This is a genomic window from Mycobacterium vicinigordonae (assembly GCF_013466425.1).
GTDB classification, from domain to species: Bacteria; Actinomycetota; Actinomycetes; order Mycobacteriales; family Mycobacteriaceae; genus Mycobacterium; species Mycobacterium vicinigordonae.
In genome coordinates, this window is record NZ_CP059165.1 from 5,321,892 (window position 1) to 5,341,690 (window position 19,799).

A 19,799-nucleotide genomic window follows, 5' to 3' on the forward strand; every position below is an offset into this window, starting at 1 on the left:
CCTACTTGCTGCGCCACAATTGCGGCTTTACGCCCAGCATCCGCGCCCGAATCCGCCACATCGCCTCGATCGCAGCCGCTCCCAGCGCGCCGATACCCACAGCCGTCCCGGTCGCCGTCAGATTGGATGGATCGAGGAAGAACTTCTGCTGAGTCCACGGCAGGCTGAAGATCACCACATACGCCAAAGCCGAGGCGATGACCAGCGCCAACCGCCACCACCGGTAGGGCCTGGCGGCCACCGCGAGCACCCATACCGCGCAGATCAACAGCGTGATGAGTGCCGTGGTCGACGCTTGAGCCTGCTGCAATCCGGTTGCGTGCCGACCGTGATAGGCAGTCAGATAGGAGGCGAAAGTCGCGATTCCAACGACAAGTCCCGACGGCAGCGCGGACGTCAATACGCGCCGTACGAAACCCGGATAGGCGCGTTCATTGTTCGGTGCCAGCGACAGGATGAACGACGGAATCCCAATCGTGAACCACGCCGCGATCGTGACATGAATGGGCTGAAAGGGATACAGCAGCGGGTCGACACCCAGCGGTTTGGCGAGCAGGCACTCCAGACCCACCAATAGGGCCAGCAACGCCGAGTACACGGTCTTGGTCAGGAACAGGCTGGCGACGCGTTCGATGTTGCCGATCACTCGACGGCCCTCGCCCACTACATAGGGCAAAGTTGCAAACTTGTTGTCCAGCAACACAAGTTGCGCTACCGCGCGTGCCGCGGGGCTGCCCGCCCCCATCGCGACCCCGATGTCGGCGTCTTTGAGGGCGAGCACGTCGTTGACGCCGTCCCCGGTCATGGCCACGGTGTGCCCATGGGCTTGCAGCGCGTGCACCATGGCGCGCTTCTGATCGGGGCGCACCCGGCCGAACGTGGTGTGGGTGTCCAGCGCTTGCGCAAGTTCAGCTTCGTTGTGCGGCAGTCGGCGCGCATCCATCGTCTGGCCGCGCAATCCGAGTTCGCCGGCCACCGCGCCGACCGACACCGCGTTGTCTCCGGAAATGACCTTGACCGTGACATCTTGCGCGGCAAAGTAATCCAGCGTCTGACGAGCATCCGGGCGAACCTTCTGCTCGAGCACCACCAAGGCGACGGGAGTGACTGTGCCCGGGGCTTCGGGCTGATCCACCTCGACCGTGCCCGCGCCCAGCAGCAGTACCCTTAGTCCCTGCGCGCCGAGGTCCTCAGCTCGTCCGGCCGCGACCGAATCCGGTTCCAGCAGCACATCGGGGGCACCGATCACCCAGTTGCCGTGTTCGCGGAACGACACTCCGCTCCACTTAGTCGCCGATTTGAAAGGCGCTGTGGCAGTGGCAATCCAACCGGGATCGGCGGCGTAGGCCTCGGCGATCGCCTGCATGCTGGCGTTGGGCCGAGGGTCGGCCGCGGCCAATGCCGCAAGCACTTCAGAGACATTCTCGGCGGCGGGCTCAAGGTCTTCGACGTCGGCTACCCGCATGCCGCTCTCGGTGAGTGTGCCGGTCTTGTCCGCGCAGACCACGTCGACACGGGCCAGCCCCTCGATGGCCGGCAACTCCTGCACCAGACACCGTCGTCGACCCAGCCGTACCACGCCCACGGCGAACGCGATCGACGTCATCAGCACCAGGCCTTCGGGCACCATCGGCACCAGTGCACCTACCGTCGCCAGCACCGACTCGCGCCAGCTCACGTTGGTGGTGAACAGTTGGGTGTAGATGGTCAGCAGGCCCACCGGAATCAATAGGTAGGTGATGAACTGCAGGATCCTGTTGATGCCGCTTCGCAGTTCGGATTTGACCAGGGTGAACTTGCTGGCTTCGGCGGCCAGCTTGGCCGCGTACGCTTCGTGGCCGACCTTGGTGGCACGGTAGGCGCCGATTCCGGAGACGACGAAGCTGCCCGACATCACTTGATCGCCGGATTCTTTCGCGATTGGGTCGGCCTCCCCGGTGAGCAGTGATTCGTCGACCTCCAGGTTGCTGGCTTCCAGAATTTCACCGTCGACGACGATCTGGTCACCGGGGCCGATCTCGATGACGTCGTCGAGCACCACCTGGTCGGGCGGCACCGTGCGGGTGCCGGATTGCCTGCGCACCAATGGTTTCGCCTGTCCGACGATGGCTAGCTTGTCCAGCGTCTGCTTCGCGCGAATCTCTTGAACCATGCCGATCACACTGTTGGCGATGATGAGCATGCCGAACAGGCCGTTGATCAGCGAGCCGGTCACCAGCACGATGGCGAACAGCACACCCAGGATGGCGTTGATACGGGTGAATACGTTGGCTCGAACGATATGGGCGATGCTGCGGGTGTTGCGCTGCGGGATGTCATTCGCTTGGCCGTCGGCGATCCGTTGCGCGACTTGCGCATCGGAGAGGCCGGTGACATTCATCGCTTGAACGTTCCCAACTTGTCGGAGTCGAAGTATTCGAGAGTGAGTGACATGCCGGTGAAGGTGGCTTTGGAAACCGATCCGGGCAAGGCATTTTCGGTCGACAGCTGGAAGGTGAAGGTGTCGCCGTCCCAGTGTGTCAGGTCGAAGGTCTGGTTCTTCGGGCCGAGTGACAGCTGGAGCCGGCCGCCGTGGTCGGTGACCGTAGCCGGTCCCCAGTAGTCGCTGTTGTAGACACCGGCGTAGTCATTCAGCGGTCTGGCCGGCGCGGGGTTGGCGGGGGGTTGCTTGCCGGCCAGCGAGCCGTCCGGGTTGTTCATCGGCGCCAATTGCTGGCGGTAGAGCTTCGCCCAGTCCTCGCGCACCTGGCCGTACTGCACCAGATCCATGAACTCGGCGGTCAACGTCTCCGGCACGCCGTAGGGTGCGGCGTTGGTCAGCGCGATGATCCCGACGTCCTCAGACGGCAGCACCGCGAAATTCGTTGCGGCACCGAGGCCGAACGCGCCAGAGTGGCCGTACTGGGTGCGCCCGGAGGAGGTTACCGACACGTTGAATCCGTGGCCGTAGGTACCGGCTCGGCCCTTCGGGTTGGTTGCGGCGACCGAGATGACCTGCGGGGTGATGGCGGGCAGCAACGCTTCCGGTGAGGTGATCCGCTGGCCGTTGTAGGTACCGTTGGCCATCACCATGGTGAGCCAGCGCGCCAGGTCGTTGACCGATGAGCTCACGCCACCGGCCGGTGTTTGGTCGTCGGGATTGCGTTGGTAGCGGGCTTCCCACTTGTCGCCGACCTTGATGTGGTTGACGGCGTGGTTAGGCCGGGCCAGGAAGTCGGCGAATTTCGAACTGGTGGAAGACATGCCGAGCGGGCGGTAAAGCACCTCGTCAGACAGCTCTTCCCAAGGCTTGCCAGCGCCGGCGGCGACCGCTACGGCCGCTGCGGTCACTCCGAAGTTGGTGTAGGCGTAGCTGATTCGAAACGGTGCCAAAGGTAGGTACTTCAGCCGTTCCAGCACCTGTCGACGGTCGTAGCCCAGGTCTTCCAGAGCATCTCCGGCGTGGTCGGGCAGCCCGGAGCGATGCGAGTAGAGGTCAGCGACGCTGACATGCTGGGTGACGTAGGGATCGCTGAGGGTAAACCACGGCAGCTTCGCCGCCACCGGGGTGTCCCAGGTAATGGCACCTTCCGTTACCTGGTGTGCAATTACCGTGGCACCGACGGACTTCGATATCGAGGCTAACTGAAAGACGGTGTCGGCGTTGACACTATTGTCCGGATTATCCGGCTTGCTTGTGTCCCTGATACCGAAACCCTTAGCGTACAAGGTTTTTCCGCGGTATACGACAGCGACGGCCATACCGGGGATACCGCTGTTGTTCATCAGCTCGGCCACCAGACCGTCGACCTTGGCGATTGCGTCGTCGATGCGGCCGGCAGGGATCTGCAGGCCAGACAATTCGTTGGGCGGCACGTTCGCGGGTGTCGTCGAGGGGCTCGAGGTTGGTTGGGCGGGTCCACAGCCAACTAGCGTCAGCAGCATTGCCAGGAGGGCGGCGACGGGGCCACGTTTCGTCCTCATTGCCGAACCTTAGCCCGGCGACGATGCGCGCCGGGGGCGGCGCGAGGAGGAGCCGGGCAATCAGGCTGAGCCGGCGACGATGCGCGCCGGGGGCGGCGCGAGGAGGAGCCGGGCAATCGGGCAGAGCCGGCGACGATGCGCGCCGGGGGCGGCGCGAGGAGGAGCCGGGCAATCGGGCAGAGCCCGGCGACGATGCGCGCCGGGGGCGGCGCGAGCAGGAGCCGGGCAATCGGGCTGAGCCGGCGACGATGCCCGCCGGTGCGACGAAAGGAGGGGGGCACAGATCCACCAAAGGGTTGAATTTCCGAACAAGTCCTAGATCAGGTAGTGGGCTGTGTTCTCATGATTTCACCGCTGCAAATTTGCGATCCTCGTCACTTTTCGGGCCAGTGAGCATCGAACGTGGGGATGGCAAGCGGTTCTGGCAGCAAGGTGAGGGAGTCAGATGTCGTTTGTCATGGCAACACCGGAGCTGGTGGCGGCGGCGGCCACGGAGGTGGCCGGGATCGCGTCGGCCATTCACACCGCAAACCAAACGGCGGCAACCGCGACAACGCAGCTGGTGGTCGCGGCGGGCGATGAGGTGTCGGCGGCAATCGCGGCGATGTTCGGTGCGCACGCCCAGGATTACCAGGCTTTCAGCGCGCAGGCGGCAGCGTTTCACGAGAGATTCCTGCAGACCCTGGCCAATGCCGGAAACGCTTATGCCACGGCCGAAGCGTCCAGTGTCGAAAATCTGCTGCTCGATGTGATCAACGCACCGACGCAAGCCCTGCTGGGCCGCCCGCTGATCGGCAATGGCGCCAACGCGACGACGCCCGGCGGCAACGGTGGAGCTGGCGGGCTGTTGTGGGGGAATGGCGGAAACGGGGCTGTGGGCGCGGCGGGTCAAAACGGCGGCGCCGGCGGTGCCGCGGGCCTGTTCGGCACCGGAGGCCGTGGCGGGGACGGTGGCGCCGGTACCAACGGGTCGCCCGGTACGGGCGGGATGGCGGGCGGCAACGGCGGGGCAGGTGGGGCCGGCGGGATGCTCTTCGGTCAGGGTGGCGCCGGCGGCAACGGCGGCGCGGGCGGCAGCGGCGGGTCCGGCGCGTCGGCCGTCGCCGGGTCGGGAATGGCGGGGATCGCCGGCGGTGCGGGCGGAGCCGGTGGCCAGGGTGGTGCCGGCGGAGCGCACGGGCTGGTGTTGGGCCATGGCGGCAACGGCGGCACAGGCGGCAACGGTGGCCTGGGTGGTGACGGCGGCAATGGCGCCGCGGCCAGTTCGGCTAGGGGCGGCGACGGCGGCAATGGCGGCGCGGGCGGGGCGGCCGGAGCTGGCGGCGCAGCGGGCTCCGGGGGCGGCGCGGCGGGCGCAGCGGGCAATGGCGGGCAGGGCGGCAATGGCGGCAACGGTGCGACCGGTGCCAATAGCTCCGCCCTGCTGGCTGACGGGACAGGCTCCGACGGCTTCGCCGGTGGCTCGGGTGGGACCGGCGGCGCGGGCGGTTCCACCGGCGTGGGTGGCATCAACGGCAGCGGAGGGCACGGCGGAAACGGCGCCTCCGGTGGCACCGGCGCCGACGGCTCAAACACCGGTGCGACCGGTGGCGACGGCGGTGCCGGAGGTCGCGGCGGCAATGCGGGCGCAGGCGGGGCCGCAGGTACCGGGGGTGCCGGTGGCACCAGCGGTGCCCGGGGCTCCGGCGGCGCGGGAGGCTCTGGCGGTAACGGCGGGTCGGTGTCCAGCTACGGCACCGACACCGCTACCGGCGGCAATGGCGGCCAGGGCGGCGTTGCCGGCGACGGCGGCAACGGCGGCTCTGCAGGCAACGGCGGCGGCGCGTACAGCTTCGGCAGCGGACACGCGATCGGGGGGAACGGAGGAAGTGGCACCAGCGGTGCCACCGGGGGCAACGGCGGCAATGGCGGCGGCGCCGTCGCCGGTGGCGCTGGGCAGGTCACACCCGGAGCGGGCGGAGCGGGGGGCGTCGGCACCGCAGGGCGCGGCGGCAACGGCGGCAACGGCGGCCTCGCGGCCATCGACAACGCGGCGTCAGCGCAGAACGCGGTCGGTGCCGACGGCGCCGCGGGCGGCACCGGCACCACGGGCGGCGGCAACGGTGGCAACGGTGGCAACGCGGCAACCCGGGGCTCAGGCAACGCCACCGGCGGCAACGGCGCCGCCGGTACCAGCGGCGTCACCGGCGGCAACGGCGGCAACGGCGGTGGTGCCGAGACCTATGGCTCCGGACACGTCAGCGCCGGCACCGGCGGGGTGGGCGGAACCGGCACCGCCGGGCGCGGCGGCAACGGCGGCGACGGCGGGTACGCGTACGTCGGCGACAGCGGTTCTGCACTGAACGCGGTCGGCGCCGACGGCGCCGCGGGCGGCACCGGCACCACCGGCGGCGGCGACGGCGGAAGCGGCGGAAACGCGTATAACTACGGCACCGGCAACGCCACCGGCGGCAACGGCGCCGCCGGCACTAGCGGTGCGAACGGTGGCAACGGCGGCAATGGAGGTAACGCCCAAGCCCATGGGTCCGGCCAGGCCAGCGCCGGCGCAGGCGGCGTAGGCGGAACCGGCACCGCCGGGCGCGGCGGCAACGGCGGCTACGGCGGCTCCGCAGCCATCTACAACAGCGCCTCGGCGCAGAACGCGGTCGGTGCCCACGGTGCCGCGGGCGGCGTCGGAACCACCGGCGGCGGCGACGGTGGCGGCGGCGGCAACGCGGCGGCGTGGGGCTCAGGCAACGCCACCGGCGGCGACGGCGCCGCCGGCACCAGCGGCGCCACCGGCGGCAACGGCGGCAACGGCGGCGAGGCCGCGGCCTACGGGTCCGGGCAAGTCAGCGCCGGTACCGGCGGGGTGGGCGGAACGGGCACCGCCGGGCGCGGCGGCAACGGCGGCAACGGCGGCTCTGAGTTCATCTACAACAGCGCTTCGGCTCTGGACGCGGTTGGTGTCCACGGTGCCGCAGGCGGTACCGGCACCACCGGAGGTGGTAACGGCGGGAACGGCGGCGACGCATTCACCTCTGGCTCAGGCAACGCGTTCGGTGGCAACGGCGCCGCCGGCACCAGCGGGCCAACCGGCGGCAACGGCGGCAATGGCGGCATTGCCCAGAGCACTGGATCCGGGCACGTCAACCCCGGTGTGGGCGGCGTGGGCGGAACCGGCAGCGCCGGGCGCGGCGGCAACGGCGGCAACGGCGGCAGCGCAACCATCTACAACGTCAATTCGACGCTGGATGTGGTGGGGGCAGATGGCGCCGCCGGTGGCGTCGGAACCACCGGCGGCGGTGACGGCGGCAACGGCGGCAACGCAGCCGCCTCCGGCTCGGGCAATGCCATCGGCGGCAATGGCGCCGCCGGCACCAGCGGCGCCACCGGTGGTGACGGCGGTAACGGCGGCGGCGCCACAACGTATGGGTCCGGGCAGGCCAACCCGGGCACCGGCGGGGTGGGCGGAACCGGCACCGCCGGGCGCGGCGGTGCCGGCGGCAACGGCGGCACCGCGAACCTGATCAGCACCGATTCGGCACTGAATGCGGTAGGAGCTGACGGAGCTGCGGGCGGTACGGGCACCACCGGGGGCGGCAGCGGCGGAAACGGTGGCGACGCGTATACCTACGGCTCGGGCGCCGCGCTCGGCGGGCACGGCGCCGACGGCACCAGCGGTGCCATCGGTGGCAACGGCGGAAAGGGCGGCGGCGCGTACATTTCCAACCCGGTGTCCACGGCTACCGCGACCGCTGGCAACGGAGGCGATGGCGGGACCGGCAGCGCGGGCGCGGGTGGCGATGGCGGCGACGGCGGCGATGCTTCCAACACCCACATCCCCGGCAACGCTGCTGGTGGCAGTGGCGGAGCCGGAGGCGCCGGAACGCCCCCGGGCGCAGCTGGCGCCCACGGAACGCCATAGCCCGGCGACGACGCGGTCGCCGGATGGCAAATCTACAACCGCCACCAGGGGTTGAACCGCAGCGACTCCCCCGAGTCGATCCGCTGCCCCGGTGTCGGCACCGCCACCTGAACCCCCTGTGGCTCAGCGGCTTTGAGTACCCGCTCGACCGGCTCGGACCACGGATGCGGCGCCAATCGGAACGTCCCCCAGTGGATCGGCACCAGCAGCCCTGAGCCGGACTCGGTGACGTCCAAGTGGCCCCGGACCGCCTCCTCCGGGTTCATGTGGATGTCCGGCCACGCGCTGTTGTAGGCACCGATGGGCATCAGCGTCAGGTCGAACGGCCCATGGTCGGCGCCGGTCTGCGCGAAGGTCTTGGTGTAGCCGGTGTCGCCGCCGAAATAAGCACGATGCGACGGGCCGATAAAGGCCCAGGACGCCCACAACGTGTTGTTGCGGCTCAAGAACCGGCCCGAAAAGTGGCGGGCGGGAAGGCAAATCACAGTCAGCTCGTCCACCGAGGCGCTCTGATTCCAGTCCAGCTCGACGATCCGCTCGTCGGGAATCCCCCACGCCCGCAGATGCGCACCGACCCCGAGTGGCACGAAGAACGGGGCCCGCTGCATCCGGGCCAGCGCCAGCACGGTGTCGATGTCGAGGTGGTCGTAGTGGTCGTGGCTGACCACCACAGCGTCGACTGCGGGCAGCCCTTCCAGTAGCACCGGGGGCGGGTGCAGCCGCTGCGGGCCCACAATGTCGGAGGGCGAGCAACGATCGCTCCACACCGGGTCGGTCAACACCCGGTAGCCGTCGATCTCCACCAGCGCCGTCGAGTGCCCGAACCAGCTGACCGCCAGCGGCGCCGGCTCGCCTTGGTAGATCGACGGCGCGGCTAGCGGGATCGGCTTGGCGGGCAGACTTCCGCCCCGTCCGCCCAGCAGTTCCCACGCGATCTGCCGTACCTCTTCGCGGTTCATCACATACAGCGACGCCGGGTCGATATTGACGAACACCCCGTCGTGATAGTTCGGCGACCCCTTGGATACGGCGGCGATCGCCGACGGGTCGGCGCCGAGCGCGGCCGGTGCGCCGTGCAGCGCCCGCAGCAGCCAGCCTCCCGCCGCCAAGGAGGCGGTGCCTGCCGCCAGTCGCAGCGCCTGGCGCATCATGATCAAGCCCCCTGGAACCTCGGTGGCCGCTTCTCCATGCGCGCGACCTGCGCTTCGATTACGTCCTGGCTACCCCAGGCCTTGTCGAATAGCTCCTTGTGCTCCGGCCGCTGCTCTTCAATGGAGCCGTCGTCGTTGAGCACTCGCTTGGCGTGCTGAATCGCCAGCGGCGCCAGCCCGGCGATCTCGGCGGCCCACGCCTGTGCGTCGGCCAGCGTCCCGATGCGGTTGGCCATCCCGGTGTGCAATGCCGCGTCAGCAGTCAGCTTCTCAGCGGCCAGCAGCATCGCCCGCGCCCGCCCGTGACCCACCAGCGACGCCAGCCGCCGAATGCTCCAGTTGTCCAACGCCAGGCCGTACTTCGACGTCGGGAACTGGAAGAACGCGTCCGGCGCGACGACACGCAGGTCACACTGCATGGCTAGCTGCAGGCCAGCGCCGATCGCGGGGCCGTTGATTGCGCCGATCACCGGGATCACTGTCGCATCGAGGACGCGGTGCAGTTCAATGAGCCGGTCGGGGTAGTCGGCGGCGAATGCGTCGCCGGACAGGTCCGCTCCAGCACAGAACGCGGTACCTTGCCCGGTCAGCACGATCGCACGTGTCGACCCGCCGCCGGCCTTGAGCACCGCTTCGCGCAACTCCTCGACGAGCTGGGAGTTCAGCGCGTTGCGCCGGTCTGGCCGCTGCAGCTCAATGGTCATCACGGCTTCGTCGTGGGTGATACCGATCATGGGGGCCAGGATAACTAGCCTCTTCGGTGTGAGCCGTATCACGACCGATGAGCTGCGCGAAGCGGTGCTCGACCAGGACTCGTTCGTCAGCTGGGACTGCGAGCCGATCGCGGTCCCGACCTCACCGGAATATGCCCGCGAGCTGGCCAAGGCGCGTCATACCAGCGGACGTGACGAGGCGGTGTCGACGGGCGAGGGACGAGTCTTCGGGCGCAGGGTGGCGGTGATTGTCTGCGATTTCGACTTTCTGGCCGGCTCGATCGGGGTGGCGGCGGCCGAGCGCATCACCGCCGCAGTGGAGCGCGCCACCGCCGAGCGGTTGCCGCTACTGGCCTCCCCGAGGTCTGGCGGCACCCGCATGCAGGAGGGCACGGTCGCGTTCTTGCAGATGGTCAAGATCGCCGCCGCGGTCCGGCTGCACCGGCAGGCCCGCTTGCCGTATCTGGTCTACCTGCGCAATCCGACCACTGGCGGGGTTTTCGCGTCGTGGGGTTCGCTGGGCCATGTGACCTTCGCCCAGCCGGGCGCCCTGATCGGCTTCCTCGGCCCACGGGTGTATGAGCTGCTCTACGGCGAACCATTCCCGGCGGGCGTACAGACCGCGGAGAACCTGCAGCATCACGGTGTAATCGATGATGTCGTCGAACTCGACCAGTTGCGCGCCACGCTCGACCGGGCTCTGACGGTCATCGCCGACGCCCCCCAAGACCCGCCGCCGGCGGAGGCACCCGAGCAAATTCCCGACGTCCCGGCATGGGAGTCGGTGCTGGCCTCCCGACGGCCGGATCGGCCGGAAGTGCGTGACCTGCTGAGGCACGGCGCCACCGACCTGGTGCTGCTGTCCGGCACCGGCCGGGGTACGGCGACGCTGCTGGCGCTGGCCCGATTCGCCGGTCAGCCCGCGGTGGTACTCGGTCAGCAACGGACGGTCGGCGGTGCGGGTAACACCGTTGGGCCTGCGTCGCTGCGAGAGGCTCGGCGCGGCATGGCCCTGGCTGCTGAACTGCGGCTGCCGTTGGTGCTCGTGATCGACACCGCCGGCCCGGCGCTTTCAGCCGAAGCCGAGCAGGGCGGGTTGGCTGGCCAAATCGCGCAATGTCTGGCCGACTTGGTCACACTGGACACGCCGACGGTGTCGGTGCTGCTGGGTCAGGGCAGCGGCGGCCCGGCACTGGCGATGGTGCCGGCCGATCGGGTGCTGGCCGCACTACACGGTTGGCTTGCGCCGCTACCGCCGGAGGGTGCCAGCGCGATCGTGTTCCGTGATACTGCACATGCTCCCGAACTCGCCGCAGCACAAGGTATCCGGTCGGCCGATCTGTTGGCTTCGGGGATCGCCGATGCCATCGTGCCCGAACATCCCGACGCCGCCGACGAGCGCGTCGAGTTCTCGTGGCGACTTGCGCGAGCCATCGCCGTCGAGGTCCACGCACTGCGCATGGTGCCTGACGCGCAGCGGCTCGACACCCGGCTGAGCCGCTACCGTCGCATCGGTCTGTTCGGCACCTGACCAGCGAAGCCGGCGCAGCAACCGCGCCCTGAATTCGACAGTTCCCCAATTGTCCTGTCGCGCACCCGATGTGACAATGTAGCGAATTACTGAGGCAATCGGAGGCAAGCCAGATGCCGACAGCTACCACGCCCGCCACCAAGCCACCGCGGGTCACCAAACGGCGCGCCGAAACGCGCGCCCGCCTTGTGGAGGCGGCCTTTCGGGTGTTCTCAGGTAAGGGCTACGGTCACGTGACCATTGAGGACGTGTGCCTGGCCGCCGGTTACACCCGTGGCGCGTTCTACTCCCAGTTCGAGAATCTCGAAGAACTGTTTTTCCTGCTGTACGACCAATGGGCCGCCCGTACCGCCGAACAGGTATCCACAGCGATGCAACACAGCACTGAGTTGCGCGGTGTGGTGGAACGCGTTGTGGACACCCTGTTCTTCGAGCGCGACTGGCTGCTCATCAAATTCGACTTCTTGCTGCACGCCGCGCGGCATCCCAAAGTCGCACACCGCTGGGACGCGCATCGGGCGCAGTTGCGCAACGTGATCGAGGAGCGACTGGTCGCTGCCGGGATCGCGTCCCACGAATCTGCCGATACCGCACGCGCGGTCATCGTCGCGTACGACGGGGTCAGCGCTCAGCTGCTGCTCGACGGCGACGAGGCCAGCGCACGCGCCAGACTGAGTCAGGTGTTGAACGCAGTCCTGACGCAATAACCGCCCCCGGGTTCCGCCTCCCACCGCCGCAACCGCCAATCAGGCAAGATAGGCGCATGGACACTGGTGTCAACTCACCCCGGGTCTTGGTAGTCGACGACGACTCCGACGTGCTGGCTTCCCTGGAACGAGGGTTGCGGCTGTCGGGATTCGAGGTTTCAACCGCTGTCGACGGCGCCGAGGCCCTGCGCAGCGCCACCGAGACCCGGCCGGATGCGATCGTGCTCGACATCAACATGCCGGTCCTGGATGGCGTCAGCGTGGTAACGGCGCTGCGCGCCATGGACAACGATGTGCCGGTGTGCGTGCTCAGTGCGCGCAGCTCCGTGGACGACCGGGTGGCCGGCCTGGAAGCCGGTGCTGACGATTACCTGGTCAAGCCATTTGTGCTGGCCGAGCTGGTGGCGCGGGTGCGTGCCCTACTCAGGCGGCGCGGCGCCACCGCGACGTCGTCGTCGGAGACGATCACGGTGGGTCCGCTGGAAGTCGACATTCCTGGCCGTCGGGCTCGGGTCAATGGTGTCGACGTCGACTTGACCAAGCGGGAATTTGACCTGTTGGCTGTGCTTGCCGAACACAAGACGGCGGTGCTGTCCCGCGCGCAGCTGCTCGAGCTGGTGTGGGGCTACGACTTCGCCGCCGATACCAACGTCGTCGACGTCTTCATCGGCTACCTGCGACGCAAGTTGGAGGCTAACGGCGGCCCACGGCTGCTGCACACCGTCAGGGGAGTCGGGTTCGTCCTGCGGATGCAGTGAGGCCGCGACGTTGTTGATGAACATCCTGTCGCGGATCTTTGCCCGGACGCCCTCGCTGCGCACCCGGGTGGTGATCGCGACGGCCATCGGCGCCGCGATTCCGGTGCTGATAGTCGGCGTTGTTGTCTGGGTGGGCATCACCAAGGACCGCAAAGAACGGCTGGACCGCCGGCTCGACGAGGCGGCGGGCTTCGCGATCCCGTTCGTGCCGCGCGGCCTGGACGAAATCCCGCGCTCCCCCAATGACCAGGACGCGCTGATCACAGTCCGCCGCGGCAACCTGATCAAGTCGAACTCCGATATCGAACTGCCCAAGCTGCACTCGGACTACGCCGACACCTACATACATGGGGTGCGCTACCGGGTACGGACGGTCGAGATTCCCGGTCCGGAACCGACGTCGATGGCCGTCGGCGCCACTTACGACGCCACCTACGCCGAGACCAACAACCTGCATCGCCGGGTACTGCTGATCTGTAGTTTCGCGATCGGTGCCGCCGCGGTGTTTGCCTGGCTGCTGGCCGTCTTCGCGGTGCGCCCGTTCAAACAGCTCGCCGAGCAGACCAGATCGATCGACGCCGGCGACGAGGCGCCGCGGGTCGAAGTGCACGGCGCCAGCGAAGCCGTCGAGATCGCCGAGGCCATGCGCGGCATGCTGCAACGCATCTGGAACGAACAGAACCGCACCCAGGAGGCGCTGGCGTCGGCTCGCGACTTCGCGGCGGTGTCCTCCCACGAACTGCGCACCCCGCTGACCGCGATGCGGACCAACCTGGAGGTGCTGTCCACCCTGGATATGCCCGAAGATCAGCGCAAGGAGGTGCTCAACGACGTGATCCGCACCCAGTCGCGGATCGAGGCCACCTTGAGCGCGCTGGAGCGGTTGGCCCAGGGCGAGCTGTCCACGTCCGACGATCACGTGCCGGTCGACATCACCGAATTGCTCGACCGCGCCGCCCACGACGCCATGCGCATCTATCCCGACCTGGATGTCTCCCTGGTGCCGTCGCCGACCTGCATCATCGTCGGGATGCCGGCCGGCCTCCGGCTGGCCGTGGACAACGCGATCGCCAACGCCGTTAAGCACGGCGGCGCCACCCATGTCCAGGTGTCGGCGGTAAGCTCGCGCGCGGGAGTCGAGATTTCGATCGACGACGACGGCAGCGGGGTCCCCGAAGAGGAGCGCCAGGTGGTCTTCGAGCGGTTCTCCCGGGGCTCGACAGCGTCGCATTCGGGGTCGGGACTGGGTCTGGCGCTGGTGGCCCAGCAGGCTGAGCTACACCGCGGGACGGCGTCGTTGGAGAGCAGCCCGCTGGGCGGTGCGCGGCTGGTGCTGCGGTTGCCGGGACCGAGCTGATCAGTCGTCTCGCGCCCTGTTGCGTCCCGGCAGGAAGAATGCCCGCTTGGCGAATTCTTCGTTTTCGAACCAGACTTGCGCTTCGACGTCGTCGTAGCCGTCATCCTCGGGCGAGTAGAAGAGCCGAGAGTCGCTGCGCCCCTTGATTGGCCAGCCCTCGGGCCCCTTGCCGTCTGGATCTGCCCGCATCGAACCGGGCCCGTAGGGCGCATACGGCACCAGCTGAATCTTCTGCGTCGGCGTCTCGGCAGGCGGAATTTTGTGTGTTACAGCACTTTTGGTCCTGACCTTCTTCGCGGGCACCTTCTTGCCCGGAACTTTTCGGCCCGGCACTTTTTTGACCGGCCGCTTCCTGGGGACCGGAATTCGTTCCGTTGCATCATCTCTGGGAGAAGGTCGGCGTTTGGCCGGTGGCGCTTTGGAGACCGCGTTCTTCTTGGCAGGCCGAGGCCTGGCAAGGGGAATCTCCTCGGTCGGCGCCTCGGCTGCGGGCACTCTCATCGCCGGCGGCTCGGGCTTAGGGCGCGGCGCGGGCTGAGCGAGAACCCACGCCGGCATCTGCGCCCTCGTGGGCCGGGCCATCAGCGTGCAGGTCAGCGCCATGCCCAGCGCGAACGAAACGGCGGCCAACCACCAGTGCACGTGGCCTGTCACCGTCTCACCCCAATGCCAGGCCACTGCGATGGCGGTCCAGGCCACTGAGCCTGCGGCAATTCGCGCTCGGGCTCGTACTCGGGTTCGGGTTCGGGTTCGGGTTCGGGTTCGGGCTGCGGCTCGTGATTGAGCTCGGGCTCGGTGAGCAAATCAGAAATGGCGGAAACCGGCTCGGGCTCGTGATTGAGTTCCACCTCGGGCTCCGGCTCCGGCTCCGACTCCGGCTCGGGCTCGGGCTCGGGCTCGGGCTCGGGCTCGTGATTGAGTTCCACCTCGGGCTCCGGCTCGGGCTCGGGCTGCAAATCAGAAATAGCGGAAACCGGCACCGGCTCTGGAACTTCCGGTTCATCGCGCGATTCGACGGGCTCCGGCGCCGCCTCTGGCTCCTGCTCGACAAGTGTCGACTCGGAACCCTCAGGCGCCGTTCGAAATTCAACCGGCTCAGCGTCAGAAACAGGCTGTTCGGTATGCAATTTGAGGCCGAAATCAAGGGTGTCGGATTCTGGCTCTAGCGACGGTCCGGGCCAGTGCGCTACCGGCAACCCGGACTGCTGCGCGTGCGCCTCGACAACCTCCGGCTCAGTCATGACTCCAGTCGGCTCCGGCTTGGCACCTAACGAATCGGTGACATCAGCCCCGGTGCCACTCCTGATCACCAGCGTGACAATGCCGTAGGCAACACCCGAGCCGGCCATGAAAGCTGCCAGGTAGATCAGCCACTGGATCAGGAAACCCATGCTTGATTCTCCCTAGCCGACCACAAGCTCGGCGCGCCGGTTCTTGGCACGCCCCTCGGCCGTGTCATTGCTGGCTATCGGATTGGCCGATCCCAGACCCTTGGCGGTGACGCGATCGCGAACCACGCCGTTGGCGATCAGGAACTCGGCGACTGCGGTGGCCCGCTGGGTACTCAGCGGAATGTTGATGGCTTCGGCGCCGGCGTTGTCCGTGTAGCCATTGACGGTCACGCGCGCGGTCGGACACGTCTTGAGCTTGTCCGCCACTCGTATCAGGATTTCGGTGTCCTGGGTTGTCAGACTCACTCCATCGGCGCCGAAGGCGAGCGGTCCACGGGTCAGGGCATTGATGGCGGCTTGCAGGTCGTTGCACGTCGCCGGAGCCGGCGGCCCAGCCGCGGGAGGGGCGCCCAACGGCGCTGGAGCGCTGGGGGTGATCTGGGTTTTGGCCAAAATTCTGTTGATGACGTTGACGTTGGGCCAGGCGCCTTCAACCGCCCGCGCCACCGCATCCTTCTGATCGCGGGATGTGGCAGTCCCGCTCAAGGTGACCGTGTCCTTTTCCACCGTGAGGTTGAAGTCGGGGATCGGCGCGCCTGCGGCGAACACCTGGTCCGCGATGGCGAAATCCAGCGCGTGCACTAGCGGGTCAATGCGGACCTGATCGATGACGTTGACACCGGGCGCCAGTAATCCCTTGAGCGACTTCATCAATGCCGCCTTCGAAGCGTCGTCGGGAACGTCGCCGATCAGCGTGACGCTGTTTCCGGTGCGACTGATCGACAGGAGGGCCAGCGACAAACTTGGGGCGACCGACACGCTCGTCGTCGGCGAGGTGAGTGTCGGGAGGTCGCCGGTCGGACCGTTGACGGCCAAGGGTCGGCCGTCGGCGCCATAACCGATCAGGGCAAGCAGTATCGGGATGGCCACGACACCGATCAACCAGGGCCGACCGGGCCGCTCCCGACGGAATCGTGAGGTGTTTGGCGCCTGGTCGACGGTATCGGCGGGCGCGGGGGCTTCGCCGACACCCAACTTTGAACCGACCATCGCTCCTCACTCGCTTGTTGAACAGGGTTTGTTCGCGATTTCCAGGCGATATGCAGCCTACCGAGTCCGAGCCGATGCCAACGGTATCTGCGGGCAACTGTCGGGCAGACTAGGGCGATGACCCAAGGGAGAAAACCCAACGAGCACGACACGTTGGCGCACATCCGCGACCTCGTCGCACAGGAGAAGCTGCTGCGCACTCAGCTGCAGCAGGGCGAGATTTCGACCACCGAGGAGCACGAGCGGCTGCAATCGATCGAGGTCGAACTCGACCAGTGCTGGGATCTGCTGCGGCAGCGACGGGCGCTGCGCGAAACCGGCGGCGACCCCCGCGAAGCCACCGTGCGCCCGGCCAACGAGGTCGAGGGCTACACGGGTTAACCGCGAATGGACTACGACGTAGTCGTGGTCGGCGGAGGCCACAACGCCCTGGTGGCGGCGGCCTACCTGGCCCGCGCGGGCCTTGGGGTGCGCGTCCTGGAACGCCAGGGCCACGTCGGTGGTGCCGCGATCTCGGCTCGGATCTTCGACGGCGTCGACGTGCGGCTGTCGCGGTATTCGTACCTGGTCAGCCTGCTGCCGTCGCGCATCCTTACCGACCTGGGCGCGCATGTTCGGCTGGTCCAGCGGGCCTACTCCTCCTACACTCCCGACCCCGGCACGAGCGGTCGCACCGGCCTGCTGGTGGGGTCATCCGGCGGATTCGAATCGATCGGTGCGGCCGCCGACGAGCACGGCTTCGACAGCTTTTACCGTCGCGCCCGCCTGGTCACTCAGCGGCTCTGGCCCACTCTGCTCGAGCCGCTGCGTACCCGCACCCAGGCTCGTCGCCTGGTCTTGGACGGAGGCGATCCCGACTCGGTAGCGGCGTGGCGGACCCTGATCGAGGAGCCGATCGGGCACGCGATCGTCGACGCGGTGAACAATGACGTGGTTCGAGGGGTGATCGCCACCGACGCCTTGATCGGCACCTTCGCCCGGCTGAACGACCCGTCGCTGCAGCAGAACATCTGCCTGCTGTACCACGTACTCGGTGGGGGCACCGGCGACTGGAACGTCCCGGTCGGTGGCATGGGTGCGGTGACTTCGGCGCTGTCCGCCGCCGCCACCGGATTTGGGGTCGAAATATCAACGAGCACTGATGTTTTCGCTATCACCCCGGACTGCGATGTGCACTATCGCGACGCGGGTGGTGAGCACGTCCTCCGCGGCCGGTTCGTCCTGTCCGGCGTCTCGCCAACGGTGTTGGCAGGCCTGTTGGGTGAGACCGCACCTGCGTCGACCCCGGGCGCGCAGGTCAAGGTGAACATGGTGCTGCGGCGGCTACCCCGGTTGCGGGACCAGCAGGTGAAACCGCAACAGGCATTCGCAGGCACATTCCACGTCAACGAAACCTGGTCCCAGCTCGACACCGGCTACAGCCAGGCCGCCAACGGCCTGCTGCCGGATGTGTTGCCGTGCGAGGCCTACTGCCATTCGCTGGCCGACCCGAGCATAGTCTCACCCGAGTTGACCGGTGTGCAGACGATGACGGTGTTCGGCTTGCACACCCCGCACTCGCTGCCGGCCGACGCCGCCGCGCTCACAGACTCGGTGCTTACGTCACTGAATTCCGTTCTAGCCGAACCTATTCAGGATGCGCTACTGCCGGACGCACATGGGCGTCCGTGTATCGAGACGACGACTACCGCCGACCTGCAACGCACCCTGGGGATGACGGCGGGCAACATCTTCCACGGCGCGCTGGCGTGGCCGTTCGCCGAGGACGACGACCCGCTGGACACTCCGGCCCGAAAATGGGGGGTGGCCACCGAGCACCCACGAATCATGATGTGCGGCTCGGCTGCCCGCCGGGGCGGGGCCGTTTCGGGTATCGCAGGCCACAACGCCGCGATGGCAGTGTTGGCGTCCCTGCCCGACAGTGGCTAACGCCGGTTAGCGCCCGTCCATGCCAACATAGTTGCGCTCGGTGTAGCCCGTGTAGATCTGACGCGGACGGCCGATCTTGCTATCGCCCTCGTCGTGCATCTCGCGCCAATGCGCGATCCAGCCGGGAAGCCGACCCAGCGCGAACAGCACCGTGAACATCCGGACCGGGAAGCCCAGCGCCCGGTAGATCAGGCCGGTGTAGAAGTCGACGTTCGGGTAGAGCTTGCGCTCAATGAAATAGTCATCGGTCAGCGCAGCCTCTTCGAGTTGCTTGGCGATGTCAAGCAAGGGGTCGCCGCCAAGCTTGGCCAGGATCTTGTCGGCCTGCTCTTTGACGATCCGAGCGCGCGGGTCGTAGTTCTTGTAAACCCGGTGGCCGAAGCCCATCAGCTTGACGCCCTCTTCGCGGTTCTTGACCTTGCGGACGAATTCGCCGACGTCGTCGCCGCTCTCCTTGATCTGCTCGAGCATCTCCAGCACCGCCTGGTTCGCGCCGCCGTGCAGCGGACCCCACAAAGCATTGATGCCGCCCGAGATTGAGGTGAACAGATTGGCCTGCGATGACCCCACCAGCCGTACCGTGGACGTCGAACAGTTCTGCTCGTGGTCGGCGTGCAGGATCAGCAGCATGTCCAGGGCGCGGACCACCTCGGGGTCGGCCTGGTAGGGCTCGGCCGGGAGCCCGAACGTCATGCGCAGGAAATTCTCGACCAAGGTCAGCGAGTTGTCCGGGTAGAGGAACGGCTGTCCGACCGACTTCTTGTATGCGTAGGCGGCGATGGTGGGCAGCTTGGCGAGCAGCCGAATCGTGGACAGCTCGACCTGCGTGTTGTCGGTCGGGTCCAGCGAGTCCGGGTAGTACGCCGACAGTGCGTTGACGGTGCTGGACAGCACCGGCATTGGGTGAGCGTTGCGCGGGAAGCCGTCGAAGAACCGCTTCAGGTCCTCGTGCAGCATCGTGTGCAGCTGAATGCGGCCAGTGAACTCGGCCAGCTGGTCGGCGGTGGGCAGCTCGCCGTAGATCAGCAGGTAGGACACCTCAATGAAGTTGGACTTCTCGGCGAGCTGATCGATCGGGTAACCGCGATAGCGCAGGATTCCGGCGTCGCCGTCGATATAGGTGATGGAACTCTTGCAGGCCGCAGTGTTGACGAAGCCATTGTCGAACGTGGTGTGTCCGGTCTTGGACAGCAGCGGACCCAGCGCAATACCGTCGGCACCTTCGGTGGCATGGACGACCTTCAGGTCGATCTCGCCACCCGGGTACTTCAGAGATGCGGTGTCGTCGGTGTCGCCCACGAGAACCCCTTTGCGCTCAGGCTTGATATGACTACCTGCCCTT

Annotated in this window: 15 protein-coding genes; 7 read left to right on the forward strand and 8 right to left on the reverse strand. The window is 67.5% G+C overall.

The window, feature by feature from the left end; all coding sequences use genetic code 11:
• Window position 1: 1 nt before the first annotated feature.
• Both H0P51_RS23700 and H0P51_RS23705 read right to left on the reverse strand, forming a co-directional pair.
• A complete protein-coding gene (locus tag H0P51_RS23700; protein ID WP_180915263.1) occupies window positions 2-2,380 on the reverse strand; it encodes a cation-translocating P-type ATPase in 2,379 nt (792 codons plus the stop codon).
• Window positions 2,377-3,963 carry a serine hydrolase gene (locus tag H0P51_RS23705; RefSeq protein ID WP_180915264.1) on the reverse strand — a complete coding sequence of 529 codons (1,587 nt, stop codon included), beginning with the start codon at window positions 3,961-3,963 and terminating at the stop codon, window positions 2,377-2,379. The genes H0P51_RS23700 and H0P51_RS23705 overlap by 4 nt, the downstream gene beginning before the upstream one ends.
• 445 nt (window positions 3,964-4,408) lie before the next feature.
• Between H0P51_RS23705 and H0P51_RS23710 the strand changes: the two genes are divergently transcribed.
• On the forward strand, window positions 4,409-7,870 hold the full coding sequence (locus H0P51_RS23710; RefSeq protein ID WP_180915265.1) for a PE family protein: 3,462 nt from the start codon (window positions 4,409-4,411) through the stop codon (window positions 7,868-7,870).
• Window positions 7,871-7,902: 32 nt separating this feature from the next.
• Here H0P51_RS23710 and H0P51_RS23715 read toward each other — a convergent pair whose 3' ends face one another.
• Together H0P51_RS23715 and H0P51_RS23720 are read right to left on the reverse strand one after the other, a co-directional pair.
• The gene (locus H0P51_RS23715; protein WP_180915266.1) at window positions 7,903-9,021 is read right to left on the reverse strand and encodes an MBL fold metallo-hydrolase; all 1,119 of its coding nucleotides are present in this window, start codon (window positions 9,019-9,021) and stop codon (window positions 7,903-7,905) included.
• Between the two features lie 2 nt (window positions 9,022-9,023).
• The gene (locus tag H0P51_RS23720) at window positions 9,024-9,755 is read right to left on the reverse strand and encodes an enoyl-CoA hydratase (protein WP_180915267.1); all 732 of its coding nucleotides are present in this window, start codon (window positions 9,753-9,755) and stop codon (window positions 9,024-9,026) included.
• A 28-nt stretch (window positions 9,756-9,783) separates the two neighbouring features.
• Here H0P51_RS23720 and H0P51_RS23725 point away from each other — a divergent pair, with 28 nt between their 5' ends.
• The 4 genes from H0P51_RS23725 to H0P51_RS23740 all read left to right on the forward strand — a co-directional run bounded on the left by H0P51_RS23725 (window position 9,784) and on the right by H0P51_RS23740 (window position 14,087).
• Window positions 9,784-11,265, forward strand: a complete 1,482-nt coding sequence (locus H0P51_RS23725) for an acetyl-coenzyme A carboxylase carboxyl transferase subunits beta/alpha (RefSeq protein WP_180915268.1) — start codon at window positions 9,784-9,786, stop codon at window positions 11,263-11,265.
• A gap of 113 nt (window positions 11,266-11,378) precedes the next feature.
• Window positions 11,379-11,972: a TetR/AcrR family transcriptional regulator gene (locus tag H0P51_RS23730; RefSeq protein ID WP_180915269.1), complete on the forward strand. Its 594-nt coding sequence runs from the start codon at window positions 11,379-11,381 to the stop codon at window positions 11,970-11,972.
• A 56-nt stretch (window positions 11,973-12,028) separates the two neighbouring features.
• Window positions 12,029-12,730, forward strand: a complete 702-nt coding sequence (prrA, locus tag H0P51_RS23735) for a two-component system response regulator PrrA (protein ID WP_036364553.1) — start codon at window positions 12,029-12,031, stop codon at window positions 12,728-12,730.
• 16 nt (window positions 12,731-12,746) lie between these two features.
• A complete protein-coding gene (locus tag H0P51_RS23740) occupies window positions 12,747-14,087 on the forward strand; it encodes a HAMP domain-containing sensor histidine kinase (protein WP_180915270.1) in 1,341 nt (446 codons plus the stop codon).
• Here H0P51_RS23740 and arfC read toward each other — a convergent pair whose 3' ends face one another.
• Genes arfC through arfA form a run of 3 tightly spaced genes read right to left on the reverse strand, consistent with a single transcriptional unit; the run spans window position 14,088 to window position 16,528 of the window.
• Window positions 14,088-14,741, reverse strand: a complete 654-nt coding sequence (gene arfC, locus H0P51_RS23745; RefSeq protein WP_246398181.1) for a channel accessory protein ArfC, sunset domain variant — start codon at window positions 14,739-14,741, stop codon at window positions 14,088-14,090. It abuts the gene before it with no gap.
• On the reverse strand, window positions 14,738-15,478 hold the full coding sequence (gene arfB / locus H0P51_RS23750) for a channel accessory protein ArfB (protein ID WP_180919287.1): 741 nt from the start codon (window positions 15,476-15,478) through the stop codon (window positions 14,738-14,740). Before arfB ends, arfC begins: the two co-directional genes overlap by 4 nt.
• Window positions 15,479-15,490: 12 nt before the next feature.
• A complete protein-coding gene (arfA, locus tag H0P51_RS23755; protein WP_180915271.1) occupies window positions 15,491-16,528 on the reverse strand; it encodes a channel-forming protein ArfA/OmpATb in 1,038 nt (345 codons plus the stop codon).
• Between the two features lie 117 nt (window positions 16,529-16,645).
• Here arfA and H0P51_RS23760 point away from each other — a divergent pair, with 117 nt between their 5' ends.
• Both H0P51_RS23760 and H0P51_RS23765 read left to right on the forward strand, forming a co-directional pair.
• On the forward strand, window positions 16,646-16,909 hold the full coding sequence (locus H0P51_RS23760) for a DUF2630 family protein (protein WP_180915272.1): 264 nt from the start codon (window positions 16,646-16,648) through the stop codon (window positions 16,907-16,909).
• Between the two features lie 6 nt (window positions 16,910-16,915).
• Window positions 16,916-18,457: a phytoene desaturase family protein gene (locus H0P51_RS23765; protein ID WP_180915273.1), complete on the forward strand. Its 1,542-nt coding sequence runs from the start codon at window positions 16,916-16,918 to the stop codon at window positions 18,455-18,457.
• A gap of 6 nt (window positions 18,458-18,463) precedes the next feature.
• On the opposite strand, the gene H0P51_RS23770 is transcribed toward H0P51_RS23765, so the two are convergent.
• Window positions 18,464-19,756 (reverse strand): citrate synthase, encoded by a 1,293-nt coding sequence (locus H0P51_RS23770; protein ID WP_180915274.1) that lies wholly within the window; start codon window positions 19,754-19,756, stop codon window positions 18,464-18,466.
• Window positions 19,757-19,799: the final 43 nt, after the last annotated feature.